Below are 12,425 nucleotides of genomic sequence, written 5' to 3' on the forward strand. Positions count from 1 at the left end.
CATTCCGTGCCTATCGAATCCGACCGGCCTGCAGGCCGGGAGGTGGGGGGGATCGGACACGGAATGGTCCCTGCGGACCATTCCGTGCCTATCGAATCCGACCGGCCTGCAGGCCGGGAGGTGGGGGGGATCGGACACGAAAGTAGCAAAACTACGTTAAATAAGAAAAATTCGTTTTTAACGAAGAAAAATGTAGTTCGACTATAAAAAGACCTATACTGAAACTCCCTCGTCCCATTCCATCCCGCCCTCCGGAGGCTGCCGTGACCCTTCATCCCGTCGTCCAGTCCGTCACCGAACGCATCGCCGCCCGCAGCCGCGCCACGCGCGAGCGCTACCTGGCGCGCAGCCGCGCCGCCTATGGGAAAAAGACCCAGCGCGCCGGGCTGGCGTGCGCCAACCTGGCCCATGCCCTGGCGGCCGAGCCCGCGCACGCCAAGGCGCGCCTGGCGGGCTCCGAACGGCCCAACCTGGCCATCGTCTCGGCCTACAACGACATGCTCTCGGCGCACCAGCCGCTGGGGCGCTATCCGGCCTGGATCCGGCAGGCCGCCTTCGCCGCCGGCGGCAGCGCCCAGTTCGCGGGCGGCGTGCCCGCCATGTGCGACGGCATCACCCAGGGCCAGGCGGGCATGGAACTGAGCCTGTTTTCCCGCGACGTGATCGCCATGGCCACGGCGATCGCGCTCAGCCACCAGATGTTCGACGCGGCCGTCTGCCTGGGGGTGTGCGACAAGATCGTGCCGGGCATGCTGATCGGCGCGCTCGGCTTCGGCCACCTGCCGGTGGTCTTCGTGCCGGCCGGGCCGATGCCCTCGGGCCTCTCCAACGAGGAAAAGTCCCGCGTGCGGCAGCGGCATGCGCAGGGCGAGGTGGGCCGCGACGCGCTGCTGGCCTCGGAAATGGCGGCCTATCACGCGCCCGGCACCTGTACCTTCTACGGCACGGCCAATTCCAACCAGATGCTGATGGAGATCATGGGCCTGCACCTGCCGGGGGCGTCCTTCGTGCCGCCGGGCACCGCGCTGCGCGAGGCCCTGACGCGCGAGGCCGCGCGCCACGCGCTGGGCCTGGCCGCCGGGGGCGGGCGCTTCACGCCGGTGGCCGAAGTCATCGATGAGCGCGCGCTGGTCAACGGCATCGTCGGCCTGCTGGCCACCGGCGGCTCCACCAACCACACCCTGCACCTGGTGGCGGTCGCCCGCGCGGCGGGCATCGCCATCGACTGGGACGATTTTTCCGAGCTGTCGGCGGTGGTGCCGCTGCTGGCGCGCGTCTATCCGAACGGCCCGGCCGACGTGAACCAGTTCCAGGCGGCGGGCGGCATGGCGGTCCTGATCCGCAGCCTGCGCGCGGCCGGGCTGCTGCACGAGGACGTGACCACCATCATGGGCCGGGGGCTGGAGGCCTACACGCGCCGCCCGGCGTTGCGCGACGGCGCGCTGGTCTGGGAGGACGGCCCGCGCGCCTCGGCGGACGCGGCGGTGCTGCGCGCGGCGGACGCGCCCTTCAGCCCCGACGGCGGGCTGAAGCTGCTGCGCGGCAACCTGGGGCGCGCGGTGATCAAGGTGTCCGCCGTCGCGCCCGAGCACCGCGTGGTCGAGGCCCCCGCGCGGATCTTCGAGACCCAGGCGGCGCTGCTCGAAGCCTTCGGGCGCGGCGAACTGGAGCGCGACCTGGTGGCGGTGCTGCGCTTCCAGGGGCCGCGCGCCAACGGCATGCCCGAACTGCACCAGCTCACGCCCGCGCTGTCCGTGCTGCAGGCCCGCGGCCACCGGGTGGCCCTGGTCACCGATGGCCGCATGTCGGGCGCCTCGGGCAAGGTGCCGGCCGCCATCCACGTCACGCCCGAGGCCCGCGCGGGCGGGCCGCTGGCGCGGCTGCGCGACGGCGACCTCGTGCGGCTGGACGCCGTCGCCGGCACGCTGGAGGTGCCGGGGGACGCGGCCTGGCTGGCGCGCGCGCCGGCCGCCTTCGATCCGGAGGCATCCGCGCAGGGGATCGGCCGCGACCTGTTCGGCGTGGCCCGCGCCCACGCGGACGGGGCCGAGCAGGGCGCCTGCTTTTTCCAGTGGCCGCAGTGGGCGGGCCGCTGAGCGGATGCCGCTAGGGGCACCAGTGGATTTCCGGCGCGGCGGCCCCGGCCAGGACCGCGCCGATCGGCGGGCCGGCGCGGCCCGCGCGCAGCGCCCGTTCCAGCACGGCGCGCTTGTCCTCGCCCGAAAGGGCGACGAACAGCCGGTCCGCGCCCAGGATCGCCGCCAGGTTCAGGGTGACGCGGCGCCAGGGCGCGGCCGGCGGGGTGACGAAGACGTAGGCGGGCGGGCGGCCCGGATCCAGGGCGTCGGCCAGTTCCGGCGCATCGGGAAACAGGGAGGCGGTGTGGCCGTCGGCGCCCATGCCCAGCACCAGCGCGTCGATGCGCGCGGGCGCGCGGATCGGCCGCCCGGCGGCGTCCAGGGGCGGCGTGAAGCGCGCGGCGGCGGCCGGCCCGCGCAGCAGGCGCCGGCGCACCAGCCCTTCATTGCGCTCGTCCGAATCCTCCGGGGCGAGGCGCTCGTCGACCAGGACGACGCGGATGCGCGCCCAGGGCAGGGCCGCGTCGTGCAGGACGTCGAACAGCGGGCCGGGCGAGCGGCCGCCCGAGACCGCCAGGCAGGCCTCGCCGTGGCGGCCGGCGGCCTCCGCCAGCACGGCGGCCAGCGCCGCCGCGAGCGCGCGGGCCTGGGCCGCCGGATCGGCGGCGATGCGCCAGACGGGCGGATTCATGCGGCGGGCTCCCCGGATCGGGCCAGTTGGGCGAGGACGCGGGCCGCGCCCAGCAGGGCGGGGTGCTGCGCCTGGATGACCCGCGTCGGGATGCGGGCCAGGTAGCCGCGGAACCGCCCCTGGTCCTCGAAGCGGGCGCGGAAGGGAGAGCGGTCGAAGAACGCGCCCAGCCGCGGCACGATGCCCCCGCCGATGCAGATGCCGCCGTGCGCGCCCAGGATCAGGGCCAGGTCGGCGGCGGCCGTGCCGAGGAAGGCGCACAGGCTGTCGAGGGCCTGCACGCACAGCGGATCCGTGCCGGCGAGCGCCCGCGCGCCGATTTCCGCCGCGTCCAGCGCGGCCACGGCCACGCCCTGGCGCGCGGCGTGGGCCAGGTACAGGTTTTCCAGCCCGGGGCCGGACACCAGGCGTTCGGCCGAAACGTGGCCGCGGCGCTCGCCGATCCATTCGATCAGCTCGGCCTCCTCGCGTCCGCGCGCGGCCAGCGTGGCGTGGCCGCCTTCCCCGGCCACGGGGACATAGTCCGCGCCGCAGGGGACGAGCCCGGAGACGCCCAGGCCCGTGCCGGGGCCGATCAGGCCGATCGCCGCGCCGGCCCGGGGCGCGCCGCCGCCGACCTGGCGCAGGTCGGCGGGGCGCAGCGCCGGGATCGCCATGGCCAGCACGGCGAAATCGTTCATCACCCGCAGCACGTCCAGCCCCAGGGCGGCCCGCAGCGCCGAGATCGAGAAGCGCCAGTGGAGGTTGGTCATGCGCACCTGGTCTTCCCAGACCGGGCTGGCGATGCCGAAGGCGCACCAGCGCGGCGCGGGCGCGCGGACCGCTTCCAGGTAGGCGGCGATGGCCTGCGCCGGGCCGCCGAAGGCCGGGCTGGGCAGGACGCGGGTGTGGACCAGGGGCTCGCCCTCGGCCAGGATCAGGGCGAAGCGGGCGTGGGTGCCGCCGATGTCGCCGACCAGCCGGGGGAAGGTATCCCCGGCGGCCGTGGGAAGCGCCGCGCGCGTCATGGGTCCTGCCCTTCGAGATCCAGCCCGGTGTGCCAGTACAGGCCGTGGCGGGCCAGCATGGCCTCGGCCGCGGCGGGGCCCCAGGAGCCGGCGGCGTAGGGTTCGGCGGCCTGGCCCACCTCCGTCCAGGCCCGCAGGATGGGCTCGATCCAGCGCCAGGCGGCCTCCTGCTCGTCGCGGCGCACGAACAGGGTCAGGTTGCCCTTGAGGATGTCGCCCAGCAGCCACTCGTAGGCCGCCAGCCGGCGGGACTGCGAGGCCTTGGAAAAATCGAGGTTCAGCGACACCGGCTGCAGGCGCATGCCGTCGCCGGGCCGCTTGGCCATCAGGTGCAGCGACAGGGTTTCCTGCGGCTGCATGCGGATGACGATGCGGTTGGCCTGGAGGCCGGCCAGGGGCGTGTCGAAGATCGACGTGGGCACGTCGCGGAACGAAATCACGATTTCCGCCAGGCGCCGGTGCATGCGCTTGCCGGTGCGCAGGAAGAACGGCACGCCGGCCCAGCGCCAGTTGTTGATGCGCGCCGTCAGGGCGACGAAGGTCTCGACCTGGCTGTCGGCCTGGACGCCGGCTTCCTCGCGGTAGGCGGGCCCGGCCGCCGAGGCCAGATATTGGCCGCGCACCGTGTGCGTCAGCACGGCCGCGCCGCCCAGCGGCTCCAGCGCGGCGAGCACCTTCAGCTTTTCGTCGCGCACGGCGTCGGCATGGGTGCTGGGCGGGGACTCCATGGCGATGATGCACAGCATCTGCAGCAGGTGGCTCTGCACCATGTCCCGCAGCGCGCCGGTGTGGTCGTAGAACTCGCCGCGCGAGCCGATGCCTTCCTGTTCGGCGACCGTGATCTGGACGTCGCGCACCCATTCGCGGCGCCAGAGCGGTTCGAGCAGGGTGTTGCCGAAGCGCAGGGCCAGCAGGTTCTGGACCGCTTCCTTGCCCAGGTAGTGATCGACGCGGTAGGTCTGGGATTCCAGGAAATAGCGGCCGATGTCGTCGTTGATGGCCTGCGAGGAGGCCAGGTCCTGGCCGAGGGGCTTTTCCACGGCGATCCGGCTGTCGGGCAGGATCAGGTCGTGGGCGTGGAGCCCGCGGCAGATGGGGGAGAACAGCGACGGCGCGGTGGACAGGTAGAACACGCGCGTGCGGTCCGGCCGCAGGCGCGCGGCCAGCGCGGCGAAGCCTTCCTGCTGGTGGACGTTCAGCGGCTGGTAGTGCAGCCGCTGCTCGAAGCCGGCCCAGTCGCGCAGCAGCAGGCCGCGCGCCTCCAGCGCGGCGCGCAGCCATGCCCGGTAGGCGTCGTCGTCGTGGGGCGTGCGCCCGCTGGCGACGATCCGCATCGGGTCGGGCAGCAGGCCCTGGCAGTGCAGGCGGTACAGGGCGGGCAGCAGCTTGCGCACGGCGAGATCCCCGGTGCCGCCGAAGAGGATGAAGTCGGTGTCTGGAAGCGCGCTCATGGTTTCGGTGCGGGGGGCGGGTCGGCAGTGTGGGGTGGTATGGAATAGGGCTCCGCATCCATTATGTAGTAAAAGTACAGTCCCGCTCCGCTCCCCGCGCATCCTTCCGGACTTTCCGCCCATGAGCAATCATCCGCCGCGCAGCACGATCGCCGACGTGGCCCGCCACGCGGGGGTTTCCAAGGCCACGGTATCGCGGTTCCTGAACCACCGCGACACCCTGCTGTCGCCGGAAATCGCCCGCCGGGTCGAGGCCGCGATCGAGGCCCTGTCCTATACGCCCAGCCCGATGGCCCGGGCGCTCAAGCGCGGCCGCTCGCGGCTGATCGGCCTGGTGGTGGCCGACATCACCAATCCCTATTCCGTCGCCGTGCTGAGCGGGGCCGAGCAGGCCTGCCGCCAGGCGGGCTACCTGATGATGCTGTTCAACCTGGGCAACGAGCGCGAGCGCGAGAGCGTGGGCCTGCAGGTGCTGTCCACCTACCAGGTCGAGGGCTTCATCCTGAACACCATGGGCCTGGAGCAGGGCGCGGTGCTGACGCCGGCCCTGCGCGGCCGGCCGGTGGTGCTGGTCGATCGCCTGCACCAGGGCCTGGACGTCGATTTCGTCTCGCTGGACAACCGCCAGGCCGTCGATGCCTGCCTGGACCACCTGATGGCCGCGGGCTACCGCGATTTCCTGTTCGTCAGCGAGCCGCTGGGCGCGGTCAGTTCCCGCATCGAGCGCATCCGCGCCTACGAGACGCGGCTGGCGGCCCTGGGCGCGCCGGCCACCGGCTGGTGGATCGAGGCGGGCGCCGGCGATCCGGCCGGCCTGGCACGGGCCTTGCGGGACCTGCGCGCCGGCGCGCGCCGCCCGCCCGCGGTGATCGCGGGCAACGGGGTCGTGACCATGCGCATCGTGGCCGCCGTGGCGGAACTGGGCTGGCGCCTGGGGCCGGACATCGGCCTGATCGGCATCGACGACACGCCCTGGGCGCCATACGTCGGGCCGGGCATCAGCGCGGTGGCGCAGCCCACCGACGCCCTGGGCAGCCTGGCGGCGCAATGCCTGATCGAGCGCATCGGCGGGCTGGCCGTGCCCGCCCGCACGATCCGCCTGCCCGGGACGCTGATGGCGCGGGGTTCGACGCGGCTGGAGCCGTAGGCGGGCCGCCGGCGGCCGCCCGGATCGGCGCGCTCCGCCGGGCGCGGCGTGGAAAGATGTGCCATCGGACGGGTGGCGACGCGATCCGATGCGCCCAGGGTTAGCCCCGATTTTCAAAGGCGGTGCGCTTCAGTACAATGAAACCGGTTTCATCGATGCGGATTCCCCGGCGATCCCCATGAATTACACCTTCCAGTTCGGTCCGGTATTCCAGGCATGGCCGCTGCTGCTGCACGGCACGTGGATGACGATCCAGCTCTCCGGCCTGGCGATGTTGCTCGGCCTGGCGGTGGCGGTGCTGTGCGCCTGGGGCAAGACGTCGGGGCCGGCGCCGCTGCGGGCGCTGATCCAGGTCTACATCGAACTCATCCGCAACACGCCGTTCCTGGTCCAGCTGTTCTTTTTCTTCTTCGCGCTGCCGGCCGTCGGCGTGCGCTGGTCGCCCTACACGGCGGCGCTGGTGGCCATGACGGTCAATCTGGGCGCCTACGCCACGGAAATCGTGCGCGCCGGGATCGAGGCCATCCCGCGCGGCCAGATCGAGGCCGGCCTGGCGCTGAATCTCACGCGGGTCGAGATCTTCCGCTTCGTGGTGCTGAAACCCGCGCTGCGCGCCATCTATCCGGCGCTCACCAGCCAGTTCATCCTGCTGATGCTGGCCTCCAGCGTGGTGTCGGTGATCTCGGCCGACGACCTGACCTCGGTGGCCGCCACCCTGCAGTCCGAGACCTTCCGCAGCTTCGAGATCTACATCGTCATCACCCTGATCTACCTGGCGCTGACGCTGTGCTTCTCCTACGTCTTCCGCCGGATCCACGACCGGTATCTCAGCTATCCGGACGGCCGCTCATGAGAACCTTCGGCTCCTCCGACTTCTGGTACATCCTGCAGGCCGCCCAGTGGACGGTGCTGCTGTCGATCATCGCCTTCATCGGCGGCGGCCTGGTCGGGCTGGCGGTGGCCCTGGCGCGCACCGGCGCGAACCGCGCCGTCCGGGCGCTGGCCACGGGATTCATCAAGGTGTTCCAGGGCACGCCGCTGCTGCTGCAGCTGTTCCTGGTGTTCTTCGGCGCGCCGGTGGTCGGCTTCGAGGTCGATCCCTGGACGGCCGCGGCCGTGGCGCTGACGCTGAACGCGGGCTCGTTCCTGGGCGAGATCTGGCGCGGCTGCATCGAAGCCGTGCCGCGCGGCCAGTGGGAAGCCGCCGCCGCCCTGGGGCTGAACTACCGCGACCGCCTGCGCGACGTGATCCTGCCGCAGGCGCTCAAGATCGCCGTGCCGCCCACGGTCGGCTATCTGGTCCAGGTCATCAAGGGCACGTCGCTTGCCGCCATCATCGGCTTCACCGAACTGACCCGCGCCGGCCAGATCGTGAACAACGCCACGTTCGAGCCCATGGTGGTGTTCTCCATCGTGGCGGCCCTGTATTTCCTGCTGTGCTGGCCGCTGTCGCTGCTGGCCGGGCGGATGGAGCGGCGCCTGGCGCTTTCCCAGGCGCGCGAATGAGCGCCTGATTTCCGGGGCGAGTCCCGCCCCTTTTCAGTGTCAACAGGCCCCAGGCCGACAACCTCACGGAGACGTACTATGTTCAAGAGTCACACCTTGCGCGGCATATTGGGGGGCACCCTGCTGGCCGCCTGCGCCACCCTGGCCGTCGGCCTGGCGCCCGCGGCTTCGGCCGAGACCATCGACCAGGTCAGGCAGAAGGGCGAGCTGACGGTCGGCATGCTGGTCGATTTCCCGCCCTACGGCATCATGAACGCCGAGAACCAGCCCGACGGCTACGACGCCGACGTGGCCAAGCTCCTCGCCAAGGACCTGGGCGTGAAGCTCAAGATCGTGCCGGTCACCGGCCCCAACCGCATCCCCTACCTGCTGACCGACAAGGTCGACGTGCTGGTGGCCTCGCTGGCGATCACGCCGGAGCGGGCCAAGCAGGTGCAGTTCTCGCACCCGTACTCGGCCGCGCAGATCGTGGTGTTCGGCGGCAAGGACCTGAAGATCTCCGGTCCGGAAGGCCTGTCGGGCAAGAAGATCGGCGTGGCGCGCGCCAGCACCCAGGACATCGCGGTCAGCAAGATCGCCCCGAAGGACGCCGACATCCGCCGCTTCGACGACGACGCCTCGGCCATGCAGGCCCTGCTGTCGGGCCAGGTCGATGCGATCGGCTGCTCCACCACGGTGGCCGCCGGCATCGCCAAGCGCGCCCCGGACCGCTTCGACAACAAGTTCGTGCTGCTGCAGCAGGAAATGGCGGTCGCCATGCGCCCGGGCCAGCCGGAAACGCTCAAGGCCGTCAACGAGCTGATCGACCGCAACGTCCAGAACGGCGAATTCAGCAAGCTCTACCAGAAGTGGCTGGGCACGCCGCTGCCCCAGCTGAAGCAATCCTGATCGACTCCCGACCCGCCGCCATGACCGCGACCCCGACCCGCAACGCGCCTCCGGGCGCTCCGATCATCCAGATCGAGAAGCTCAACAAATGGTATGGGCAGTTCCATGCCCTGACCGACATCGACCTGACGGTGGCGGCGGGCGAGCGCATCGTGATCTGCGGGCCTTCGGGTTCGGGCAAGTCCACCCTGATCCGCTGCATCAACGGCCTGGAGTCCATCCGGGACGGGCGCATCGTGGTGGACGGCATCGTCCTGGGCGCCGACGGGCGCGGGGTCGATGCCGTGCGGCAGGAAGTCGGCATGGTGTTCCAGCAGTTCAACCTGTTTCCGCACATGACGGTGCTGCGCAACTGCATGCTGGCGCCGATGCGCTCGCGCGGGCTGAAGGCCGACCAGGCCGAGGCCCTGGCGATGGAATATCTGTCGCGCGTGCGGATCGCCGAGCAGGCGCACAAATACCCCAGCCAGCTCTCGGGCGGGCAGCAGCAGCGCGTGGCCATCGCCCGCGCGCTGTGCATGACCCCCAAGGTCATGCTGTTCGACGAGCCCACCTCCGCGCTGGACCCGGAAATGGTCAAGGAGGTCCTGGACACCATGATCGGCCTGGCGCGCGACGGCATGACCATGCTGTGCGTGACCCACGAGATGGGCTTCGCCCGCAGCGTGGCCGACCGGGTGATCTTCATGGCCGACGGCCGGATCGTCGAGCAGGCGCCGCCGGACCAGTTCTTCGAGAACCCGAGCCACGAGAAGACGCGCAGCTTCCTCGGCCAGATCCTGAATCACTGAGGGCCGGCCATGCACATGCAGATTCCGGCGCGCGGCGCGCTGGTGTCCCTGACGGCGTTCGGCGCCGACGAAGTCCGGCGCCATGGCCAGGCCTGGTTCGCGCGCCTGGCGCGCACGGCCGGCGCCGACGGCATCGAGGTGCGCGGCGAGCTGCTGCGCGAGGATGCCGCGGGCGAGCTCGACGCGCTGGCGGCGCTGGCCGCCGAGGCCGGCCTGGCGCGCGTCTATTCCAGTCCGCGCGGGATCTGGGACGCCTCCGGCCGCCTCGACGAGGCCGCGGTGCGCGAAGGCCTGGAGCGCGCGGCCCGGCTGGGGGCGGCCTGGCTGAAAATGTCGATCGGCGGCTTCGCACCGCACGCCCCGGCGGGCCTGGACAGCCTGCGGATCCTGCTGGCCGGCGCGCCGGTCGAGCTGCTGGTGGAGAACGACCAGACGGAATCGGCGGGCACGGTCCCGGCCCTGCGGGCCTTCTTCCGCGCGGCCGACGATGCCGGGCTGCCGCTGGGCATGACCTTCGACATGGGCAACTGGCACTGGGTGGGCGAATGCCCCCTGCGGGCGGCCGGCGTCTTCGGGTCGCGCGTGCGCTACGTGCATTGCAAAGGGGCGCTGCGGCGTCCCGACCGCTGGGTGGCCGTGCCGCTGGAGTCGTCCGCCGCGCCCTGGCGCGCGGTGCTGCGGGCGCTGCCCGCCGCCGCCCCCCGGGCCATCGAATATCCGCTGACGGGCGCGGATCTCGCCCGGATCACCGGCCAGGCGCTGGACGCGCTGCGCCGACTGGAGCAATCTTCCCATGACAACGACTGAACCGCTCGACGTCGTCACGCTGGGCGAGGCGATGGTGATGCTGGTGGCCGGGCAGCCCGGGCCGCTGGAACAGGTGGAGATCTTCCACAAGCGCACCGCCGGCGCCGAGACCAACGTGGCCATCGGCCTGGCCCGCCTGGGCCTGCACGTGGGCTGGGGCAGCCGCCTGGGACAGGATTCCCTGGGCCGCTACCTGCTCGACAGCCTGCGTGGCGAGGGCGTGGACTGTTCGCGCGTGGCCCTGGCGCCGGGCGAGCGCACCGGCCTGCTGTTCAAGGGCCGGGTCCTGGACGGCAGCGACCCCAAGGTCGAATACCACCGGGCGGGCTCGGCCGCCAGCCGCATGCGCCTGGACGACGTGGACCTGGACTGGCTGCTGTCGGCCCGCCACCTGCACGCCACCGGGGTGTTCGCGGCGGTGTCGGCGGACAGCTTCGAGGTGTCGCGCCAGACCATGCGCCTGATGCGCGAGGCCGGCCGGACCGTGTCCTTCGATACCAACCTGCGTCCCACGTTGTGGGCCTCGACCGAGGCCATGCGCGCCGGCATCAACGAACTGGCCGCCCTGGCGGACTGGGTGCTGCCCGGCATCGAGGAAGGACGCCTCCTGACCGGCGAGCACGAGCCCGAAGCCGTCGCGCGCTTCTACCTCGGCCTGGGCGCGCGCCTGGTGGTCGTCAAGCTCGGCCCCGACGGGGCGTATTACGATGACGGCACGCGCAGCGGCCACGTGCCGGCCAGCCCGGTGGAGCGCGTCGTCGATACCGTCGGCGCGGGCGACGGCTTCGCCGTGGGGGTGATCAGCGGCCTGCTCGAAGGCCTGCCGCTGGAACGCGCCGTGGCGCGCGGGGCCTGGATCGGCGCGCGCGCGGTGCAGGTGCGCGGCGACACCGAAGGCCTGCCCACCCGGGCCGTGCTGGGGCTGGCCGGGCTGTAGCCGGCCGGTTCGTCGGCCGGCTTGCCGGCCTGCCGCCCGCGGGGCGGCGCGGCGACCGGTCCATCTTGGCCAATCCATCTTTTCAGGGAGTCCGTCTCATGCCACGCCAGACCGTCCTCGTCTACCGCGAACTGCCCCAGCCGCAGCTGGCGCGGATCCAGGCGGAGCACGAGGTCATCCAGGCCGATCCCCGGCGCGAGGACCAGCGCGAGGCGTTCTTCCAGGCGCTGGGCCGGGTCCAGGGCATGATCGGCTCCAGCGTCCGCCTGGACGCGGCGATGCTCGACCGGGCGCCCGCCCTGCGGGTGGTGTCCAGCATCTCGGTGGGCGTGGACGCCTATCCGCTGGCCGCGCTGCGCGAGCGCGGCATCGTGCTGTGCCACACGCCCGGGGTGCTGACCGAATCGGTGGCGGACCTGCTGTTCGGCATGGTGCTGGCCACCAGCCGCCGGCTGTGCGACATGGCGAGCCTGGTGCGCGAAGGGCGGTGGGTGCGCAACGTCGGCCCCGAGGAATACGGCTGGGACGTGCACGGCAAGACCCTGGGCATCGTCGGCTACGGCCGCATCGGCCAGGCGCTGGCGCGCCGGGCGGCGCTGGGCTTCGGCATGCCGGTCGTCTATCACGCCCGGCGCCCGGTCGGCAGCGGCCTGCCGCCCGGCAAGGCGCGCGCCGCCGGACTGGACGAGCTGCTGGAGGCGGCCGATTTCGTGGTGCTGGTCCTGCCGCTGACCGACTCCACGCGCGGCCTGATCGGGCCGCAGGCCTTCGCCCGCATGAAGCCCGGCGCGATCCTGATCAATGGCGCGCGCGGCCCCATCGTGCAGGAGCGCGCCCTGCTGGACGCGCTGGAGAGCGGGCGCCTGCGCGCGGCCGGGCTGGACGTGTTCGACGTCGAGCCGCTGCCGCCGGATTCGCCGCTGCGCGGCCATCCGCGCATCCTGGCGCTGCCGCACATCGGCTCGGCCACGCACGAGACGCGCACGGCCATGGCGGCCATGGCGGTCGACAATCTGTTGCGGGTGCTGCGGGGCGAGGCTCCGGCGGCCGCCTATCCGCTCGGTTGATGGCAGGTTGAAGTCAGGCTGACGCCTGGTTGATGTCCGGTTGATGTCCGGTCGG

The 12,425-nt window shown here is 72.1% G+C and carries 12 protein-coding genes; 9 read left to right on the forward strand and 3 right to left on the reverse strand.

The genetic code is table 11. The features are described from left to right. Window positions 1-263: 263 nt before the first annotated feature. Window positions 264-2,096: a phosphogluconate dehydratase gene (gene edd / locus BN940_RS04890; RefSeq protein ID WP_043680759.1), complete on the forward strand. Its 1,833-nt coding sequence runs from the start codon at window positions 264-266 to the stop codon at window positions 2,094-2,096. A 10-nt stretch (window positions 2,097-2,106) separates the two neighbouring features. Here the strand turns inward: edd and pgl are convergent, their stop codons facing one another. The 3 genes from pgl to zwf are packed head-to-tail and all read right to left on the reverse strand — an operon-like array spanning window position 2,107 to window position 5,227. Then, on the reverse strand, window positions 2,107-2,769 hold the full coding sequence (pgl, locus tag BN940_RS04895; protein WP_043680761.1) for a 6-phosphogluconolactonase: 663 nt from the start codon (window positions 2,767-2,769) through the stop codon (window positions 2,107-2,109). Then, window positions 2,766-3,776 carry a glucokinase gene (gene glk / locus BN940_RS04900; protein ID WP_043680764.1) on the reverse strand — a complete coding sequence of 337 codons (1,011 nt, stop codon included), beginning with the start codon at window positions 3,774-3,776 and terminating at the stop codon, window positions 2,766-2,768. The genes pgl and glk overlap by 4 nt, the downstream gene beginning before the upstream one ends. After that, on the reverse strand, window positions 3,773-5,227 hold the full coding sequence (gene zwf, locus BN940_RS04905; protein ID WP_043680766.1) for a glucose-6-phosphate dehydrogenase: 1,455 nt from the start codon (window positions 5,225-5,227) through the stop codon (window positions 3,773-3,775). The genes glk and zwf overlap by 4 nt, the downstream gene beginning before the upstream one ends. A 121-nt stretch (window positions 5,228-5,348) precedes the next feature. Between zwf and BN940_RS04910 the strand changes: the two genes are divergently transcribed. From BN940_RS04910 to BN940_RS04945, 8 genes are all read left to right on the forward strand, one after another. Continuing rightward, window positions 5,349-6,374, forward strand: coding sequence for a LacI family DNA-binding transcriptional regulator (locus tag BN940_RS04910; RefSeq protein ID WP_043680767.1), 1,026 nt, complete (start codon window positions 5,349-5,351; stop codon window positions 6,372-6,374). Between the two features lie 178 nt (window positions 6,375-6,552). Next, entirely contained in the window at window positions 6,553-7,227 is a 675-nt protein-coding gene (locus tag BN940_RS04915) for an amino acid ABC transporter permease (RefSeq protein WP_043680769.1), read from the forward strand. Continuing rightward, complete coding sequence (locus BN940_RS04920; RefSeq protein WP_043680771.1) at window positions 7,224-7,880, forward strand: amino acid ABC transporter permease; 657 nt, start codon at window positions 7,224-7,226, stop codon at window positions 7,878-7,880. Before BN940_RS04915 ends, BN940_RS04920 begins: the two co-directional genes overlap by 4 nt. A 78-nt stretch (window positions 7,881-7,958) precedes the next feature. Further along, entirely contained in the window at window positions 7,959-8,768 is an 810-nt protein-coding gene (locus BN940_RS04925; RefSeq protein WP_043680775.1) for a transporter substrate-binding domain-containing protein, read from the forward strand. Between the two features lie 20 nt (window positions 8,769-8,788). Continuing rightward, window positions 8,789-9,559 (forward strand): amino acid ABC transporter ATP-binding protein, encoded by a 771-nt coding sequence (locus BN940_RS04930; protein WP_052355618.1) that lies wholly within the window; start codon window positions 8,789-8,791, stop codon window positions 9,557-9,559. A gap of 9 nt (window positions 9,560-9,568) precedes the next feature. Continuing rightward, complete coding sequence (locus BN940_RS04935; protein ID WP_043680778.1) at window positions 9,569-10,366, forward strand: TIM barrel protein; 798 nt, start codon at window positions 9,569-9,571, stop codon at window positions 10,364-10,366. Then, entirely contained in the window at window positions 10,353-11,303 is a 951-nt protein-coding gene (locus BN940_RS04940; protein ID WP_043680780.1) for a sugar kinase, read from the forward strand. Before BN940_RS04935 ends, BN940_RS04940 begins: the two co-directional genes overlap by 14 nt. Before the next feature lie 98 nt (window positions 11,304-11,401). After that, window positions 11,402-12,370 carry a 2-hydroxyacid dehydrogenase gene (locus BN940_RS04945; RefSeq protein ID WP_043680783.1) on the forward strand — a complete coding sequence of 323 codons (969 nt, stop codon included), beginning with the start codon at window positions 11,402-11,404 and terminating at the stop codon, window positions 12,368-12,370. Window positions 12,371-12,425: the final 55 nt, after the last annotated feature.

The sequence above is a fragment of the Castellaniella defragrans 65Phen genome (assembly GCF_000612685.1).
Classification (GTDB): domain Bacteria; phylum Pseudomonadota; class Gammaproteobacteria; order Burkholderiales; family Burkholderiaceae_B; genus Castellaniella; species Castellaniella defragrans.

Coding starts and splice junctions, on each gene's coding strand:
- BN940_RS04940 (WP_043680780.1), top strand. CDS start 10,353: ATGACAACGACTGAACCGCTCGACGTCGTCACGCTGGGCGAGGCGATG.
- zwf (WP_043680766.1), bottom strand. CDS start 5,227: ATGAGCGCGCTTCCAGACACCGACTTCATCCTCTTCGGCGGCACCGGG.
- BN940_RS04930 (WP_052355618.1), top strand. CDS start 8,789: ATGACCGCGACCCCGACCCGCAACGCGCCTCCGGGCGCTCCGATCATC.
- pgl (WP_043680761.1), bottom strand. CDS start 2,769: ATGAATCCGCCCGTCTGGCGCATCGCCGCCGATCCGGCGGCCCAGGCC.
- BN940_RS04935 (WP_043680778.1), top strand. CDS start 9,569: ATGCACATGCAGATTCCGGCGCGCGGCGCGCTGGTGTCCCTGACGGCG.
- BN940_RS04915 (WP_043680769.1), top strand. CDS start 6,553: ATGAATTACACCTTCCAGTTCGGTCCGGTATTCCAGGCATGGCCGCTG.
- BN940_RS04945 (WP_043680783.1), top strand. CDS start 11,402: ATGCCACGCCAGACCGTCCTCGTCTACCGCGAACTGCCCCAGCCGCAG.
- BN940_RS04925 (WP_043680775.1), top strand. CDS start 7,959: ATGTTCAAGAGTCACACCTTGCGCGGCATATTGGGGGGCACCCTGCTG.
- BN940_RS04910 (WP_043680767.1), top strand. CDS start 5,349: ATGAGCAATCATCCGCCGCGCAGCACGATCGCCGACGTGGCCCGCCAC.
- glk (WP_043680764.1), bottom strand. CDS start 3,776: ATGACGCGCGCGGCGCTTCCCACGGCCGCCGGGGATACCTTCCCCCGG.
- BN940_RS04920 (WP_043680771.1), top strand. CDS start 7,224: ATGAGAACCTTCGGCTCCTCCGACTTCTGGTACATCCTGCAGGCCGCC.